Genomic DNA, 17,581 nt, shown 5'->3' with positions numbered 1-17,581 from the left:
CACAAGCGCAATCCCCAACTCAACGGCAACGGCGAACTCATCCACCTGCTGTCCATCGAGGGCCTGCCGCGCGACATCGTCACGCACATCCTCGACACGGCCGCCAACTTCGTGAGCGTGAGCGACCGCGAGGTCAAGAAGGTGCCCCTGCTGCGTGGCAAGAGCGTGTTCAACCTGTTCTTCGAGAACAGCACGCGCACGCGCACCACGTTCGAGATCGCGGCCAAGCGCCTTTCGGCCGACGTGATCAACCTCGATATCGCACGCTCTTCGGCAAGCAAGGGCGAATCGCTGCTCGACACCATCGCCAACCTGAGTGCAATGGCGGCTGACATCTTCGTGGTGCGGCACAGCGAATCGGGTGCGCCCTACCTCATTGCCCAGCATGTGGCCCCCCACGTGCACGTGATCAATGCGGGCGACGGCCGGCATGCCCACCCCACGCAGGGGCTGCTGGACATGTACACCATCCGGCACTACAAGAAGGACTTTTCCAACCTCACCGTGGCCATCGTGGGCGACGTGCTGCACTCGCGTGTGGCGCGCTCGGACATTCACGGCCTGACCACGCTCGGCTGCGCCGAAGTGCGGGTGGTGGGCCCGCGCACGCTGGTGCCGTCCGACATGTCGCAGATGGGCGTGCGCGTGTGCCACACGCTCGAAGAAGGCATCAAGGACGCGGATGTGATCATCACCCTGCGCCTGCAGAACGAACGCATGAGCGGCGCGCTGCTGCCGTCGAGTCAGGAGTATTTCAAGAGTTTTGGCCTCACGCAGGACAAGCTGCAACTGGCCAAGCCCGACGCCATCGTGATGCACCCTGGCCCGATCAACCGGGGTGTCGAGATTGATTCCGCCGTGGTCGATGGCAAGCAGAGCGTGATCCTGCCGCAGGTCACTTTCGGCATTGCCGTGCGCATGGCCGTGATGTCCATCGTTGCTGGTAATGAAGCATGACGCTTGGAATGAATACTCCTGTTTTCATAGCTGCCAGCGCTTACCCAATAAGCGCTAGCAGCCAATTTGGCTTGAAATCATGAAGATACTGATCCAGAACGGCCGTGTGATCGACCCCGCTTCGGGCCTTGACCAGATCTGTGACATCGCAATTGCGGCAGGCCGCATCGTCGGCGTCAACCGCGTGCCGCCCGACTTTGCGCCCAAGCGCGTGGTGGATGCCACGGGCTGCATCGTGCTGCCCGGCCTGGTGGACCTGGCCGCGCGCCTGCGCGAGCCCGGCCACGAGCACGAAGGCATGCTCGAATCCGAGATGGCCGCCGCCGTGGCCGGGGGCGTGACCAGCCTCGTGTGCCCGCCCGATACCGACCCCGTGCTCGACGAGCCAGGTCTGGTCGAAATGCTCAAGTTCCGCGCCGAGAAGCTGCACCAGTCGCGCCTGTTCCCGCTGGGCGCGCTCACCCGCAACCTCGCGGGCGAGGTGCTCACCGAGATGGCCGAGCTGACCGAATCGGGCTGCGTGGGTTTTGGCCAGGCCGAGGTGCCGCTGGCCAGCACCCAGGTGCTGCAGCGCGCGCTGCAATACGCCGCCACCTTTGGCTACACCGTGTGGCTGCGCCCGCAAGAGATGCACTTGGGGCGTGGGGTGGCCGCCAGCGGCGCGCTGGCCACGCGCCTGGGCCTGTCGGGCGTGCCCGTGGCGGCCGAGACCATTGCGCTGCACACCATCTTCGAGCTGCTCAAGACCACCGGTGCCCGCGTGCATCTGTGCCGCCTCTCCAGCGCGGCCGGCGTCGACCTGGTGCGCCGGGCCAAAGCCGAGGGCCTCCAGGTGACCTGCGACATCAGCATCAACACGCTGCACCTGACCGAAAACGACATCGGCTTCTTCGACAGCCGCGCGCGCCTCACGCCTCCACTGCGCCAGCAGCGCGACCGCGATGCCTTGAGCGCGGCGTTGCTCGATGGCACCGTCGATGCGCTGGTGTCCGACCACACCCCCGTTGACGAAGACGCCAAGACCCTGCCGTTTGCCGAAGCCGAACCCGGCGCCACGGGGCTGGAGCTGTTGCTGAGCCTGGCGCTCAAGTGGTCGCAAGACAGCGGCGTTCCGCTGCAGCGCGCGCTGGCCACTGTCACGTCCGAACCCGCACGCGTGCTGGGCAACGCCCTGGGCACCTTGCAGGCCAGCGTGGGCCAAATTGTGGAAGGGGGCGTTGGGGACATCTGCATTCTCGACCCGGCGGCTGCCTGGACGGTGCAGGACGATGCGCTGCGCAGCCAGGGCAAACACACACCTTTTTCGGGCTACGAGTTGCCGGGCCGCGTGCGCTTGACGCTGGTCGGCGGCCAGGTGGCATTTGACCGGGGCTGACGCAGTGCAACGCTGCAAGGCCGTGCGGTGAAGGCGCTGCGCGCCAGCTGGCGCCTGCTGCGGCTGTTGGGCCACATCGGCAAGGGATTGGCCATCGTGGCGCTGCGTTTTCCCGCGCTCTCGCCCGACCAGCAGCATGTCCGCGTGCAGGTATGGTCGTTGCAGCTTTTGGCGCGCCTTGGCATCAGCCTGCGCATCCAGGGCCAGCCGCCGATCACTGGGCCGGTCATGCTGGTGGCCAACCATATTTCCTGGCTCGATATCCCCGTCATGCATGCGGCGCGGCACTGTCGTTTTGTCTCCAAGTCGGACGTGCAAGGCTGGCCGCTGATCGGCACGCTGGCCACGGCCGCCGGCACGCTCTACATCGAGCGCAGCTCACGCCGCGACGCGTTGCGCATGGTGCGGTCGATGCAGGAAGCGCTGGAGCGCGGCGAGGTGCTGGCCGTGTTCCCTGAAGGCACCACGGGAGATGGGCGTGAAATGCTGCCTTTCCACGCCAACCTGGTGCAAGCCGCCGTGGCAGCCAACGCGCCGGTCCAGCCTGTGGGATTGCGCTTTGTCGATAAAAAAACGGGTGTGACCAGCTTTGCACCCAGCTACATCGGTGATGAAACCCTGCTGGGCTCTATCTGGCGCACGCTCAGTGCCCCGGCTATTGAGGCGGTGGTGCACTACGGTGACCCGCAGCTGCCCGCGGGCCGCGACCGCCGGGTTTTCACGCAGGATCTGCACGCCACGGTAGACCGGCTGCGCCGCAGTTGAGTGGACTTGCCGATGGCGGTTTTCCCTCTTTGAACAGGCTCTTGCATGGTTCTGACTGCTGGAGTCTTTGCAACCATCGCCAATGTGTGTGCGTGGATGCCACCAAGGCTGCGCATCTCGCCGCCGCTCCGTAGGGACGTTGTCCGACGTGGGTGACCTGCCGATCGCAAGACACTGGCCGGACTTTCGATGGAGGCAGCGATGAAATTCATTCAACAAATGGGTGTGTGGGCAATACTGGTTCTGAGTTCGATGGTCGCTGCCGCGCAGGGCGTGAACAGCCCAGCGGAGACACGTCCAGTGCCCGACTGATTAATCAAAATTGATAGCTTCCAGCGCTTGTGGGATAAGCGCTAGAGGCCAATTTGACCTGTATTTTTTCCTCAACCCCGTGGGAAGGTCACCACATGGTCTACCTGCGCGCGGATGCCGATCCACTCGCCCAGCGCATGGTCGTGGTGGCTGGGCACGTGGGCCAGCACGGTGTGGCCGCTGGCCAGGCGCAGGGTATACAAGAACTCCGAACCCCTGAACGACTTGCGCACGATCTGCGCCTGCACCGGCGCGTGGTCGTCGTGCACGATGTCATCCGCACGCAGCAGCACATCACATTCGCCACCGGGGAAGCTGCTGGGCAGCGGGCATTCTTCCAGGTCGGTCAGGTCGCCCAGCGGCGTCTGCGCCACCACATTGTTGCCGCGCTGCACCAGCGTGGCCGGGGCAAACACGCCATGGCCAATGAAGTCCGCCACAAACCGCGTGGCAGGGCGGTGGTACAGCGTGTAAGCGTCGTCCCATTGGTGCAGGTGGCCTTCGTGCATCACGCCAATCACGTCGCCAATGGCAAAGGCCTCGAACTGGTCGTGCGTCACAAACAGCGCTGTGGCGCCTGCGGCTTTCAGAATGCCGCGCACCTCGTGCGCCAGGCGCTCGCGCAGGTCCACGTCCAGGTTGCTGAACGGCTCGTCCAGAAGCATGAGCTGGGGGCGCGGTGCCAGGGCACGCGCTAGCGCCACGCGCTGCTGCTGCCCGCCAGAAAGCTCGTGTGGAAAGCGGTTTTCACTGCCCTCCAGCCCCACCAGCTGCAGCACTTCGGCCACGCGCGCGGCTTGCTCCGCCTTGGGCAACTGGTGGATACCGAACGCCACGTTGCGGCCCACCGACAGGTGCGGGAACAGCGCGTAGTCCTGGAACACCATGCCAATGCGCCGCTGCTCAGGGGGCACGCTCAGCGTCGCGCTGCTGACCACGCTCTTGGTCAGGCGGATCTCGCCGCCCGTCACAGGCTCCAGCCCCGCCACCGCGCGCAGCAGCGTGGTTTTGCCGCAGCCCGACGGGCCGATCAGCACACCGATATCGCCTGCGTGCAGGCCCAGCGTGACGCCTTCCACCGCCGCGTTGGGGCGGCCTGCGTAGCGCACTTCGAGTTGGGAGACCTCTAGAAACATCGCCTGATTCTAGGCGGGCAGGGGCGAATGCTTAAAATTCGCATTTGCATTCCTGATCGTTGCCCGGCCTTGGCCTGCCAGCGGGTGTGCGCTTTCTTACTTTGCCGAGCCCCTCGCCTTGCGTCGCACGCCTTTTTCTGCCTTTCGCACCATCCCTTTGATCCTGTTCGCGGGGTTTCTGGCGCTCCCCGTGCTGGCCGTGCTCGCATCGTGGTTGCCCTTGGGGCAGGGCGACGCCCAGGCGGGCGCCATCCTGCGCGAGATGGCGGCCACGGTGTTACCAGGCTATGTGTGGACCACTGTGTGGCTGAGCGTGCTGGTGGCCCTGGGCGCGGCCATTGTGGGCACGGGTACCGCAGCGGCGGTGACGCTGTTTGATTTCCCCGGCCGCCGTACGTTTGAGTGGCTGCTGCTGCTGCCTCTGGCCATGCCCGCGTATGTAACGGCCTACGCATACACCGACTTTCTGCAGTTCGGCGGCCCGTTGCAGGCGGGCCTGCGCAACACCTTCGGCCTCGAAGGCCGCCTGCTGCCCGAGGTGCGCAGCCTGGGCGGCGCGGTGTGGGTGTTCATCTTTTCGCTGTACCCGTATGTGTACCTGCTGGCGCGCACGGCGCTGGGCGAGCGCGCCGCGCACCTCATGGAGGCCGCGCGCCTGTTGGGCGCTCCGTTGTCGCGCCGCATCCGCGCTGTGGCGCTGCCTCTGGCGCGCCCTGCAGTGGCGGCCGGTGTGGCGCTGGTGTTGATGGAAACGCTGGCCGACTTTGGGGTGGCCAGCTACTTTGGCATCCAGACCTTCACCACCGGCATCTACAAAGCCTGGCTGTCCATGGACAACCGCCTCGCTGCTGCGCAGTTGGCCACCATGCTGCTGGTGGTGGTGATGGCGCTGCTGCACCTGGAACACCGCGCGCAAAAGCGCATGCGTTTCGCCACTGGCGGCGGGCGCGCAGGCTCGGCCGAGGCCCAGCCACTCGCGCTGCATGGCGCACGCCGCTGTGCGGCCTGGGTGGTGTGCTCGGTACCGGTAGTGATGGGTTTTGTGGCTCCGGTCCTCTTCATGCTTCGGCCCCTGGCCGCCGACTGGTCGGTACTGCCGTGGGAGCGATTTATGGAATGGGCTTGGCACAGCGTACGCTTAGGAGGCGTCACCGCCGCGCTGGCCGTGGTCATTGCACTGGCCCTGGCGTTTGCCGTGCGCCGCCAGCCCGATGTCATTACACGCGGCGTGGTGCAGCTGGTCAGCGTGGGCTACGCGGTGCCGGGCGCCGTCATCGTGGTGGGCCTGCTGCTGCCCGTGGGCTGGTTGCAGTCGGCCATGCCGCAGTGGGGCGTGGGCGCGCTCGTCACGGCCACCGCATTTGGCATTGTGTGGGCGTACCTGGTCCGGTTTTGTGCCGTGGCCCTGCAGTCCATGCAAAGCGGCTATGCGCGCATCCCGCTCAGCCTGGATGACTCTGCGCGCATGCTGGGCATCGGCAGCCCGGGGCTGATGGCGCGGGTGCATTGGCCACTGCTCAAGCGGTCCACCGCCGCAGCGGCGCTGCTTGTGTTTGTGGACGTGATGAAGGAGCTGCCCGCCACCATGGTGCTGCGCCCCTTCAACAGCGACACCCTGGCCGTAGTGGCCTACCAACTGGCGCGCGACGAGCGGCTGGGCGAGGCGGCGCTGCCGTCACTGGCGCTGGTGGCGGTGGGGCTGGTGCCGGTGATTTTGCTGAGCCGGACCTTGCGCAGTCGCTAATTTATAGGCTCGGACTAAGACTGCACTGGCATAGCGGCATGTCTAAACATAGTCACTGCTCTTTTCGGTATCTCTACGTGAGCAGATGACGCCATCCCTCGGCTAACGTGCTCTTGTTGCTTTCGTTGTGAGGCGGTCCAGTTCTTTGCTGTGGAAGAGATCAATACATTTCATCGTGTTGAACTCTGAAGGTACAGAACCGCCATATTCCAGTGCGCCATATTTAGCTACCAACGCTCTGATTTCTTCGTAAACGACAAGGTCTTGACGGCCAAACTCCATATAGGCTCCCGCGGTCGACGCAGCGTCCTTCGCCGTACGCTCATCTCGGGCGGCTTGGGCGAGGCAAATGCTAAGAGCCCAATTTTTAAGAAGCGTCTTTTGGGAATATTGGCTTGTCTGCGGTAGGGGCTGTGCCGTGGCAGATGCCGATGCCGACATGCCAGCGACTAGAACCAGTATGGACATGAATGTCTTGATCATCTCAGCGCCCAGATCGAGCCGATATCAGGCACAAAAGGCCCGTTGTCAGGGTCAGACATCAAATGGCATCTGTCAGAGCATTTTGAACCATCCCACAACGTGATGTGCCCAACGGCGTTGGCCCAACCTTGGCCCTTGACAACAATATTTCCTTGAACTCCAGTGAAGTCAGTGGTCTTGGGAGTTCTTGCATGTCGCATCCCGGACGATCATATGGTCGCTTGTGAAACAGATGGGGGTGCGTCTGATACCAAACTTTCATGGCCTGCATCGGTGTCTTGCTCTTGAACGCTTACTGCTGCGGATACATGGACCCCATGTACTGTCCGCCAGACGCCTGGCTTGGTGGGCGCACGATCAGGGTACGGTATGACTTGTAATTGCCGTCCTTCACTTCATCCCCAGCCCACACGATCCATTCGGTTTGGTGGGTCTTCGTGCTGCCCTTCGCTGCCGAGCGGCGAATCACTCCCACGATGTGCAGGCTGAAGAATTGCTCACTGGTTTCAACTTGCAAGGCCTTGTCGGTCATCGTCACCTTGGCTGAGGCCAAGAGCGTTTTCAACGTGTGCTTTTGATCGTCGGTACCGTTGCGCAGGGACGATGGGAAGGAGCGGAGATCCAACTGCTCGAAAAGCGCTTGGGTGGCATGGGTCGGCAAAGTGCGTTTGACCGCTTGGAAGGGTTCGCTCGAAATCAATCGGACTGCGTCGCACAGCAGATATTCGGCACGGACTTCTGCATTGTGCACGGATTCATCAGGGGCGCTGGTGGGCAACAGATTTGAATACTCCGCGCAGTTCTTCGCCGTGGCGCCGTTGTCGAATGCCAGGGGTGTTCTGGGCGTCGATAGCGTTTTCTTGACGTCTTGCAAGGCCATTGCCAAGTCGGGATGAATCACTTCTACCCGCGTGTCCGCAAGCGAGACAGGGGCGCCCTCCACGCGCAGAGCACCAGAGAAAATCAAGACGGTCACCGCCGCGAGCCAGGGTTTCATTCCTTGATTTTCTCCCCGGTGGCGCACGTTCTGTTCTCTTGCTGGGTGGAGAGACGCAGTTTCTGCGTTTCGCACGCACCCTGGTGTCTTTGTTCAAACGTTCGCACGCAACTTCACCCCCAACCGGCGCCACCCAATCACCACCCCCGTCACACTCATCACAGCCCCGCCCAGGCTCAGCACGATGAGCAACACATCCCACAGCGGCCTGCGCTCCAGCAGGGGCAGCCAGTCCCAGTTGTGCAGCATGGCAAACAGCCAGCGGCCGGTGCGGCGGTGGCTGTCGGTGCGGCCCAGGATGGCGGCTGTATGGGGGTGGCGATGTGGACCCAGGTGGCATGGGGGTCGTCAAACGCCAGGCGCAACGCGGGCAGAGGCTTTTCGCTGCCACCTGACATTGTGTGGGGTCCACGGTGTAGTGGTGCAGGTCGTAGTCGGTCAGTGCGTGTGGCAGCAGGCGCGCGACGCGGCCGCGGCCGCGGCAGCTTACCAGCTCGCGCGCGACGAGCGCCTGAGCGAGGCGGCGCTGCCGTCACTGGCACTGGTGCGGTGGGGCTGGTGCCGGTGATTTTGCTGAGCCGGACGCTGCGCAGTCGGACATAAGAGTTCGCCAAATGAAAAAAGCCGCCCGAAGACGGCTTTGCTCATTTGGCGCATTCGCCACCGGGTGGCGCTTATTCGCTCCAGTTAGAGTGCTTCTCGCACAACTTGTTGGTTTCCTTGCCCTTGCGGGTTTCGGCGAACTTCACCAAGTTGCCCTTGAAGTCTTCCGGCGTTTCGTTCCACATGCACGTACACCATGCCTGCGCCTTGGTCTGGCCCTTGATGGGGCTCGCTTCGTTGCCACCCTCGTAGACCGTAGCGGAATAGGTCAGGCACTGCTTGTACTGGGCATCGCCTGCGGGTGGGCGGTTGTAGTCTTCTGCGGCGTGTGCCGAGCCGCTGGCCGCAAAAATGAAGGCCAGGGTTGTGAGAGCGGAGGAAAATTTCATGGTGCAAAGTCCCTAGGTGGGGGCGTGTGGGAGGCGTTGGGTGGGTCATTGCCGCCTGCAGGGCAAGGCGGCAAGCGAGTGTAACTATTGGACACAACTTCGGCATGCCCCCGCTGCGCTATATCTTTGCCGCACCTGGGGCGTCGCTCAGGCCGTGTCTCTTGTGTTCACGCGCAGCCCTTGGCCTGAACCCGTGCTCCGTGCGGGCATCCGCAATTTGGCGCCCAACCTCCGCCACCCAATCACCACCCCCGTCACGCTCATCACCGCCCCGCCCAGGCTCAGCAGGATGAGCAACACATCCCACAGCGGCCTGCGTTCCAGCAGGGGCAGCCAGTCCCAGCTGTGCAGCATGGCAAACAGCCATCGGCTGGTACGGCGATAGCTGTCGGTGCGGCCCAGAATGGCTCCGGTGTGGGGGTCGATGTGGACCCAGGTGGCATTGGGGTCGTCAAACACCACGCGCAGGGCGGGCAGGGGTTTGTCGACGCCCCCGGTCATGGTGTGGGCGGCGCGGTCGTAGTAGTGCAGGTCGTAGGCGGTCAGGGTGTCGGTGCGTACCACTGCGTAGGGCAGTAGGCGCGCAGCGGCCTCGGCCACAGCGCCTGGGGTCCAGGTGTGCGCGGTGGCCGTGGTGGCGTCCAGGACTGCAGGGGCGCCGATGGGGCCGTGGGCCAGCACCAGCGTGTGTGCTGCGTTACGCACCCAGCGCAGTTCGCGGGTGTTCGGTGATCCGACAGACAGCAAGGCCTGCACCGTAGCGGCCTGCGCTGGCAACACCAGCGGTCCACCGTTCATGGCCTGCTGGCGCAGCGGCGTCGCACCGCTGTCAAAAATCTTCCACGGGTTCATGGACATGAGGCCACTGAAGATCCAGGTAAATGTGATGACCGCGAACACCAGCCCGAACACATGGTGCCAGCGCATCATGAAGCCCCGGTACGGCGTGCGCGAGCCCGTCTTGTACCGGCCTTTGAAGCGCCAGCGCATCACGCCCACCACGGTGCCGGTCACGGTGAGCACGATGCCCGCGATGGACAGCCAGTTGACGATGTCGGTCCAGTAGTCGTTGAAGACATTGCCGCGGAACGGGTACAGCCAGTGGATCCAGGCGCCTGCGTAGTTCCAGGCGCGCTCTTGCAGCGGCGCATCGCGCACCACCTCGCCCGTGGTGCCCGACACATAGACCACGGTGCCTGCGCTGTCGCCCAGGTGCAGGCGATGCAGCGGGCGGTGCACATCCAGCGCGCGCGAGTGGGTGAAGGCGTCTTCGTCGATCGTCCCCTGGTAGTCGATGGACGGGTCGGCTTCCTGCGCAAAGGCACGTGCCGACGCCGTGGCGTGTGCCGCGTCCACTCGCTGCAACCGCTCGCCTGTGAGGGCGTCGATGACCGCAGGCGCTGGTGCCCGGCGCGGGCGTGGTGCGGTGTCTCCAGTCTGGGCTGCGGGAGCCACCAGGTACACCGCACGCCCGCCGCTGGCCATGGCCAGCCGCAGGTCTTGCAGCGGCCCTGCCAGGCCCGCGTGCTGCAGGGCCTCGGCGGGTTCGAGCAGGCGCTCGGGTCCCGCGATGGCGCTGCGCAGTGGCGGCAGATGGGCCAGGCGCTCGGCCTGCGTGAGCTTGGGGTAGCCCACGTACATCATCACCACGCCCGAGAGGAACCACATGGCGAAGAAGGCGCACAGCAGCACGCCCAGCCAGCGGTGGACGAGGTACAGCCAGCGTTTGGCGTGTGGCATGTCCGGTGCTCCGCCTGCGTCAGAACGCGGTGTGCAGCGTCACGTCCAGCGTGCGCGGTGCGCCCAGGTAGACCTGGTCGCGCGTCTCAGCCGCGTAGATGCGGTCGGTGGCGTTGCGCACGCGGCCCGTGAGGGTGGTGGTCTTGTTGACCTTCCACGCCAGGCCCAGGTCCAGCAGCGTGTACGACGGCCAGAACTTGGTGTTGGCTGCATTGCCATACACCTTGCCCACATGGCGCACGCCCACGCTGGCCGTGACGGTGGGCGTGATCGTGTATGAGGCCCACAGGTTGGCCACCTGCTGCGGAACCAGTTGGGGCACATTGCCCGCGCGTGAGACACCGCCCTGCACAAAGTTCTCGTACCGCGCGCGGGTGAGCGCCAGGTTGCCCTGCAACTGCCATTGCGGCGTGGGGCGGATGCCTGCCGACAGCTCGATGCCCTTGGACGACTGCTCGCCCACCAGCACTGTGAGGTTGAGGTTGGATGGGTCTTGCGAGGCGATGTTCTTGCGCCGGATGTCAAAGGCCGCGACCGTGGCGCTGCCCTTGCCGTCCCAGAAGTCGAACTTGCTGCCCACCTCGACCTGGCGGCCCGTGGTCAGCTCGCTGTTGTTGCGCACATCGGCAAACGAGGCCGAGGCCAGCGAGCCCGATGGTGGGTCGGCCGCGTTGGAGGCCTGTGCATACAGGTTGGCGCCGGGCGCAATGCTCCACACCACGCCCAGGCGGCCGGTGGTGGGGCTGTAGCTGCGGCTGAAGGTGGCGGGCGATGTGGCCGTCACGGCGCGGCGGTTCACCAGGTCCAGGTCGATGCGCTCGTGCCGCAGTGCGGTGATGAGGTTCACGCCGGAGGCCACCAGGGTGCGGTTTTCCAGGTACAGCGCGGTGTTGGTGATCTTGTTGTCTTTGTCGGGGCTCAGGACGGGCGACATGCCGGGAATGTCGAAAAAGTTCTCGGTGGAGAAGTGGTAAGGATTGACCGTGCTCACGGTGACCGAGGGGCCGAGCGGGAAGCGCGTTTGCTTGTTCACGCTCACGTCCAGGCCAAAAGCCCAGTCGCTCTTTTGGCCTGCGAGCTGGCCCTGGTAGGTCCCTTCGAGGCGGTTGCCCACGAGCTGCTGGTCGTGGCGTTGCAGCAGCGGGGATGTGCGTGTGACCGCTGTGTTCGCGGCATTGAATGTGTAGGTTTCGACGTTGCGGTAGTCGCGCAGCGCGTCGTAGGCATACAGCGTGTTCTTGAACTGCAGCGCATCGGACACACGCCACTGTGCCACCGAGCGCAGCCATTGCACGCGGTGTTCGTACATGCCATCGGCGCTGTTGTAGTTCTTGAAGCGCGTGGCCGGGTCGATGGTCAGCGCGCCCACGGCGGGGTTGAGCACCGGCGTGCCCCAGTAGGGCCGGTCCACATGGTCTTTCTGGTATTCGTAGGCCAGCGTGTGGCTGAAGCCCCCGCCCAGGTCCGACAGCAGCGAGGTCGCGAGCTGGGTGGACTGCGTCTTGGTGCCTTCGGTCCAGCTGCCTGCGTTGCGGTGGTTGAGGTCGATGCGCGCGTAGTGCGCAGGGCCTGCACTGCCATCGCCCCCCGCAATGCGGCGGTTCAGGCCCACGGACACTTCTTTCAGGTCGTAGGAACCCAGGCGCAGCTGCGCTTCCGCAAAGTCGCTGCGCTCGGCCGTCTTGGTGATGTAGTTGATGGAGCCACCCACGCCGCCCGAGCCGTACAGAAAACTCGACGCGCCGCCGATGGCCTCGACGCGGTCATAGATCCAGCTGTCGACCGCGCGCGTGGCGCTGCCGTATTGCGGGTTGATGCCGTTGTACAGCTGGGCCACCGAGTTGGATGTGAACCCCCGGTAGTGCGCGGACATGGAGCCCGGCGCGTTGTGCGCCACCACGCCCGGCACGGCGCGCAGGATTTCCTGCGTGTCCTGTGCGCCACGTGCGTCGATGGTGGCGCGGTCCACCACGGTGACGGAGGCGGGGTTCTCGCGCACCGTCAGGCCCAGGCGGCTGCCGGTGTCCACGGGCGTGTCCAGGCTGAGCTTGCCATTGGGCGATGCGGCGGAGTCCACCACATCCACGGCCTGCAGTGTGGGCGCGGTGGTGGTCTGTGAGTGCGCTGCCACGGAGGTCAGCGCGAAGGTGGCGAGCACCCCGAGGCACAGAGAAGAAAGAGGCGAAGGCGGAAAGCTTGCGGCGCGGCGCGAAGCAGACGAAGTGAAACGGGACATAAAAACGCTCTTGTCTTGACGCGACAGCGCTGCGGGCCTGCGCGGGTCAACGCGCAGGGCGGCACTGTCGTGAAACCAACCGAAAAGGAAAGCGCAGCACCCGCCCACCAGGTTCCGGGCGCTGCGAAGGGGCTTCAGTTCAAGAGCGGGATGGCGGGCCGCGCGCGGGCAGCGGGGCCGCGGTGGCGACTGCTATGCGGGCAGCCTCGACGGGCTGCAGCGCATGGGCCAGGGGATGGGGCGGCAGCGCAGGCGCCACCAGCGTGGGTGGCGGTGCGCCAGGTGTGGAGCACAACGGGCAGTCCATGCCCATCGCGCCCATTTCCACGGTACCGTCGTCGGTCTGTACGAGCAGCTTGATGGTGCCCGCGCCTGAGCAGATCACCTCAATGGACTGAGGGTGTACCAGCGGTGATGCAATGGCCACACCCATCGACGCCACGAACCATGCGAGCACCCACAGGCGCAGCGCAGAGAAGGTTCGTCGGGTGGCGTTCATGGGGCGGCATCATACCGTGGCCCCCGGCAGCACTGACCGGGAGAGCAAAGTAGGATGAGGATGTCAAAAAAGATAGCTGCTAGCGCTTGATAGATAAGCGCTAGAGCCTGTTTTTACTAAAAAATCGTAACCCGAGAGTGGGGTGGGCACCGCGTGGGGCCGCAGACCTGTCGCTTCACGCTTGCGTGTAGGCCGTCTTCACCGTGGTGTAAAACTCCGCCGCATAGCGCCCCTGCTCACGCGGGCCGTAGCTGCTGCTCTTGCGGCCGCCAAACGGCACGTGGTAGTCCACGCCCGCCGTGGGCAGGTTCACCATCACCATGCCGGCCTGCGCGTGCCGCTTGAAGTGCGTGGCGTGTTTGAGGCTGGTGGTGGCGATGCCACTGGCCAGGCCAAACTGCGTGTCATTGGCCATGGCCAGCGCTTCGTCATAGTTCTTCACGCGCAACACGCTGACCACGGGCCCAAAGATTTCTTCGCGGTTGATGCGCATCTGCGCGGTGGTGTCGGTGAACAGCGCGGGGCGCAGGTAGTAGCCGGGCGCGCCGTCGGCGTTCTTTGCCATGGCCTCGCCGCCGAAGGCCAGCGTGGCGCCTTCCTGCTGGCCGATGGAGATGTATTCCAGGTCTTGCGCCAACTGGCGGTCGTCCACCACGGGGCCGATGTCGGTGCCGGCCTTGCGCGCGTCGTCCACCTTCAGGGTCTTCATCTTCTCGACCATGGCAGCTACGAAGCGGTCGTGAATGCCTTCGGTCACGATGATGCGACTGCTGGCGGTGCAGCGTTGGCCGGTCGAGAAGAAGCCGCTGTTAATAGCGGCACCCACGGCCACGTTCAGGTCGGCATCGTCCAGCACCACAAACGGGTTCTTGCCACCCATCTCCAGTTGCACCTTGGCGCCGCGTGGCACGCAGGCGGCGGCCACGCGCTGGCCCGTGCCGACGGAGCCGGTAAAGCTCACGCCTGCGATGCGTTCGTCCTCCAGCAGCACCTGGCCCACTTCAGAGCCACGGCCCATCACCAGGTTGAACACGCCAGCAGGCAGCCCTGCGCGGTGCAGGATGTCGGCCAGCGCCCAGGCAGAGCCCGGCACCACTTCGGCGGGCTTGAACACCACGCAGTTGCCGTAGGCCAGGGCGGGCGCGATCTTCCACGCCGGGATGGCGATGGGGAAGTTCCACGGCGTGATGATGCCGATGGTGCCCAGTGGCTCGCGCGTGATCTCGATGCCCACGCCGGGGCGCACGGACGGAACCAGCTCGCCACCGGGGCGCAGCGCCTCGCCTGCAAAGAACTTGAAGATGGCAGCAGCGCGGCCCACTTCGCCAATCGCCTCGGGCAGGGTCTTGCCTTCTTCGCGGGCCAGCAGGTCGCCCAGCTCGGCTTTGCGCGTGATGATTTCGTTGCCCACGGCGTCCAGGATGTCAAAGCGCTGCTGGGGCGTGGACACGCTCCAGGCCGGGAAGGCCGCGTGTGCGGCGGCCACGGCGTCCAGCGCCTGCTCGCGGCTTGCTACGGCGTAGTCGCCGATCACATCACGGGTGTCAGAGGGGTTGGTGTTTTGGTAAGTTCGGACGCCGTCGGTCCAGGCGCCGCCAATCAGGTTTGCATGCATGGTGAGTTGCTCGTTCGTTCGTTCAGGTCAGTGGGTGAAAAGTGCCGGAGGCATTGTGGGTAGGGTCCGATGACACGTCCATCAGCGAACCAGCGCAGGCCGCTTGGGGTCAAAGGCCCAGCCGGGTATGAGGTACTGCATGGCGATGCTGTCGTCGCGTGCGCCCAGCCCATGCTGTTGGTACAACTGGTGCGCGGATTCGACGGCGTCCATGTCCAGCGCCACGCCCAGGCCCGGCGCCGTGGGTACGGCCACCTCGCCATCGACGATCTGCAGCGGCTGTTGGGTCAGGCCCTGGCCGTCCTGCCAGATCCAGTGCGTGTCGATGGCGGTGATGCGCCCGGGGGCCGCAGCCGCTGCGTGGGTGAACATCGCCAGCGATACGTCGAAATGGTTGTTGGAGTGCGAGCCCCAGGTCAGGCCAAAGTCGCGGCAGGTTTGCGCCACGCGCACGGCGCCCTGCATGGTCCAAAAATGCGGGTCAGCCAGCGGAATGTCCACCGCCTGCAGCGACAGCGAATGCACCATTTGTCGCCAGTCGGTGGCCACCATGTTGGTCGCAGTGGGCAGGCCCGTGGCGCGGCGGAACTCGGCCATTACCTCGCGGCCCGAGAATCCGCCCTCGGCACCGCAGGGGTCTTCGGCATAGGCCAGGGTGCCGTGCAGATCGCGCAGCAGGCGCACGGCGTCTTTCAGCAGCCAGCCGCCATTGGGGTCGAGCGTGATGCGCGCTTGCGGAAAGCGGCCTTTCAGCGCGCAGATGGCTTCGATCTCGGCCTCGCCTGGCAGCACGCCGCCCTTGAGCTTGAAGTCCTGAAATCCATAGCGTGCGTGGGCTGCCTCGGCCAGCGCCACCACGGCCTCGGGCGTCATCGCTTCTTCATGGCGCAGGCGCAGCCAGGCGTCGTCGGCATGGGGAGCGGTGTCGTAGGGCAGGGCGGTCTTGCGGCGGTCGCCAATGAAGAACAGGTATCCCAGCATGGGCACGCTGCTGCGCTGCCGGCCTTCGCCCAGCAACGCGCACACAGGCACTTCGAGGTGCTGTCCCAGCAGGTCCAGAAAAGCAGTCTCCACGGCGGTTACCACATGGATGGTGGTGCGCAGGTCAAATGTCTGCAGGCCGCGCCCCCCTGCATCGCGTGCGGCGAAGGTGGAACGCACGGTGTTCAGCACGCGCTGCCAGTCGCCCACACGGGCGTTGTCGATGATCGGGCGGGCATCTTCGAGCGTCTGGCGGATGGCCTCGCCACCGGGCACCTCAGCCACACCGGTGCGGCCTGCGCTGTCGGTCAGGATAAGCAGGTTGCGGGTGAAAAACGGCGCGTGGGCACCCGACAGGTTCATCAGCATGCTGTCGCGTCCGGCCACCGGCACCACGCGCACAGCGGTAATGCGGGGTGTGGTCATGGGCGGGGCGCTCCCAAGGGGGCGACCAGGGTGGCGCAGGATTTGGGACGCGTCAGCTGCAGGTCTGGCTGCAGTGCGCTGTGAGATGTGTGACGGGACATTGCGAGGGACTCCAGAGGCTACGGATGAAGAGCGATGAGCCAAGCCTTTTCATCCAGATGTGTTGTATGTCATCGTACAACATTGCGCCTACCAAGCGTCCAAGGGTTACTACTGATCAGACCACTGCGGCACGTAGCAACCGCTGGCAACCACTGGCGGAGGGGGCAGCGCGCAGTCTGGATCGGTGCTGCTTCAGCTTGCCTCTGCCTGCGCGCGGCGGCGGCGCTCGCGGCTGTTGGCCAGGTGGGTGCGCATGGCAGCGCGGGCCGCGTCCGGGTCTTGACCCACGATGGCGTCATAGATGCTTTCATGCTCGCCATTGACCCGCCGCAGGTACTGGCGGCGCTCGTCATTCAACGCATCGGTGGCATCCAGCCGTGCACGCGGAATGATCATGGTGCCCAGCGTGCCCATGAGCTCGGCAAAGTGGCTGTTCTGCGTGGCGCGCGCGATTTCCAGATGGAACTGAAAATCCGCAGCCACCGCATCGCGCCCCGCATCCACAGCGGATGCCACGGCGTTCAGAGCGCCCCGCATGGCGTGGATGTTGGCCTCGGTGCGGCGCTGGGCGGCGAGGGCGGCGGCTTCGGTTTCGACGCCAATGCGCAGTTCCAGCACCGCGATCACGTCGCGCAGCGTGCTGACCTGGTCCGCAGAAATCTTGAACCCCGGTGCCTGCCCAAGGCCCAGCACAAAGGTGCCGATACCGTGCCGAGTCTCCACCAGGCCCGAGGCTTGCAGCTTGGAGATGGCCTCGCGCACCACCGTGCGGCTCACGCTGAACTCACCCATGATGGCGGCCTCGGTGGGCAGCTTGTCACCCAGGGCCAGGCGGCCGTCGCGGATGCGGTCGCCCAGGGATTCGACCAGCTCCAGGGCCAGGGTGCGGGGCTTGCGGCGAAGCACGGTGTCGGTGTTCATTTCTTGGTGTTATCCCTATGTGGCGTCGGGGGCAGAACGGGTACATTGCGTCCTTGTTGTATGACAACTGATGACGTGCAACCCAATGTATCGCCACTGTACCAAGAACCTCTGTAATTGCCATGCCTTGTCACCCGACGCCGATCCGATTTGAACGCCTTTTGCTGACCGGAGCCGCCGGGGGGCTGGGTCGTGAGCTGCGTACACGTCTGAAGGCCTATTGCAACACCCTGCGCCTGTCTGACATTGCGGAACTGGGCGAAGCAGCGGCGGGGGAAGAGGTGTGCCCAGCGCGCCTTG

Annotated in this window: 15 protein-coding genes and 3 pseudogenes; 5 read left to right on the top strand and 13 right to left on the bottom strand. The window is 65.0% G+C overall.

The window, feature by feature from the left end; all coding sequences use genetic code 11:
* The 3 genes from ACK4OE_RS21755 to ACK4OE_RS21745 all read left to right on the top strand — a co-directional run.
* Positions 1-957: aspartate carbamoyltransferase catalytic subunit (locus ACK4OE_RS21755; protein WP_409888014.1), on the top strand; the 957-nt coding region annotated here is incomplete at its 5' end.
* 79 nt (positions 958-1,036) lie between these two features.
* A complete protein-coding gene (locus ACK4OE_RS21750) occupies positions 1,037-2,332 on the top strand; it encodes a dihydroorotase (protein WP_409888012.1) in 1,296 nt (431 codons plus the stop codon).
* Positions 2,333-2,359: 27 nt separating this feature from the next.
* Positions 2,360-3,097, top strand: a complete 738-nt coding sequence (locus ACK4OE_RS21745; RefSeq protein ID WP_409888010.1) for a lysophospholipid acyltransferase family protein — start codon at positions 2,360-2,362, stop codon at positions 3,095-3,097.
* Between the two features lie 383 nt (positions 3,098-3,480).
* Here the strand turns inward: ACK4OE_RS21745 and ACK4OE_RS21740 are convergent, their stop codons facing one another.
* Positions 3,481-4,545, bottom strand: coding sequence for an ABC transporter ATP-binding protein (locus ACK4OE_RS21740; RefSeq protein WP_409888008.1), 1,065 nt, complete (start codon positions 4,543-4,545; stop codon positions 3,481-3,483).
* 118 nt (positions 4,546-4,663) lie between these two features.
* On the opposite strand from ACK4OE_RS21740, the gene ACK4OE_RS21735 reads away from it, so the two are divergent.
* A complete protein-coding gene (locus tag ACK4OE_RS21735; RefSeq protein WP_409888007.1) occupies positions 4,664-6,289 on the top strand; it encodes an ABC transporter permease in 1,626 nt (541 codons plus the stop codon).
* 102 nt (positions 6,290-6,391) lie between these two features.
* On the opposite strand, the gene ACK4OE_RS21730 is transcribed toward ACK4OE_RS21735, so the two are convergent.
* From ACK4OE_RS21730 to ACK4OE_RS21675, 12 genes and pseudogenes are all read right to left on the bottom strand, one after another.
* Positions 6,392-6,757 carry a T6SS amidase immunity protein Tai4 family protein gene (locus tag ACK4OE_RS21730; RefSeq protein WP_409888005.1) on the bottom strand — a complete coding sequence of 122 codons (366 nt, stop codon included), beginning with the start codon at positions 6,755-6,757 and terminating at the stop codon, positions 6,392-6,394.
* An 11-nt stretch (positions 6,758-6,768) separates the two neighbouring features.
* Complete coding sequence (locus tag ACK4OE_RS21725; protein WP_409888003.1) at positions 6,769-6,972, bottom strand: hypothetical protein; 204 nt, start codon at positions 6,970-6,972, stop codon at positions 6,769-6,771.
* A pseudogene (locus ACK4OE_RS21720) lies at positions 6,966-7,064 on the bottom strand (IS481 family transposase); the annotation flags it as partial. The pseudogene ACK4OE_RS21720 and the gene ACK4OE_RS21725, both read right to left, overlap by 7 nt.
* Positions 7,065-7,769, bottom strand: coding sequence for a hypothetical protein (locus tag ACK4OE_RS21715; RefSeq protein ID WP_409888002.1), 705 nt, complete (start codon positions 7,767-7,769; stop codon positions 7,065-7,067).
* Between the two features lie 93 nt (positions 7,770-7,862).
* A pseudogene (locus ACK4OE_RS21710) lies at positions 7,863-8,232 on the bottom strand (PepSY domain-containing protein); the annotation flags it as partial.
* 211 nt (positions 8,233-8,443) lie between these two features.
* Positions 8,444-8,761, bottom strand: a complete 318-nt coding sequence (locus tag ACK4OE_RS21705) for a hypothetical protein (RefSeq protein WP_409888000.1) — start codon at positions 8,759-8,761, stop codon at positions 8,444-8,446.
* 147 nt (positions 8,762-8,908) lie between these two features.
* The gene (locus tag ACK4OE_RS21700) at positions 8,909-10,501 is read right to left on the bottom strand and encodes a PepSY domain-containing protein (RefSeq protein WP_409887998.1); all 1,593 of its coding nucleotides are present in this window, start codon (positions 10,499-10,501) and stop codon (positions 8,909-8,911) included.
* A gap of 19 nt (positions 10,502-10,520) precedes the next feature.
* Positions 10,521-12,737, bottom strand: a complete 2,217-nt coding sequence (locus ACK4OE_RS21695) for a TonB-dependent receptor (protein WP_409887996.1) — start codon at positions 12,735-12,737, stop codon at positions 10,521-10,523.
* A 139-nt stretch (positions 12,738-12,876) separates the two neighbouring features.
* Entirely contained in the window at positions 12,877-13,236 is a 360-nt protein-coding gene (locus tag ACK4OE_RS21690) for a DUF2946 family protein (RefSeq protein WP_409887994.1), read from the bottom strand.
* Positions 13,237-13,411: 175 nt separating this feature from the next.
* Positions 13,412-14,851: an aldehyde dehydrogenase family protein gene (locus ACK4OE_RS21685; protein ID WP_409887992.1), complete on the bottom strand. Its 1,440-nt coding sequence runs from the start codon at positions 14,849-14,851 to the stop codon at positions 13,412-13,414.
* Positions 14,852-14,932: 81 nt separating this feature from the next.
* Positions 14,933-16,258, bottom strand: coding sequence for an enolase C-terminal domain-like protein (locus tag ACK4OE_RS21680; protein WP_409887990.1), 1,326 nt, complete (start codon positions 16,256-16,258; stop codon positions 14,933-14,935).
* Between the two features lie 294 nt (positions 16,259-16,552).
* A complete protein-coding gene (locus ACK4OE_RS21675; RefSeq protein WP_409887988.1) occupies positions 16,553-17,281 on the bottom strand; it encodes a FadR/GntR family transcriptional regulator in 729 nt (242 codons plus the stop codon).
* A 122-nt stretch (positions 17,282-17,403) separates the two neighbouring features.
* On the opposite strand from ACK4OE_RS21675, the pseudogene ACK4OE_RS21670 reads away from it, so the two are divergent.
* Positions 17,404-17,581, top strand: a pseudogene (locus ACK4OE_RS21670) (NAD(P)-dependent oxidoreductase); the annotation flags it as partial.

The sequence above is a fragment of the Acidovorax sp. genome (assembly GCF_046314175.1).
GTDB lineage: Bacteria > Pseudomonadota > Gammaproteobacteria > Burkholderiales > Burkholderiaceae_C > Acidovorax.
This window is presented reverse-complemented; position numbering and strand designations above follow the sequence as displayed.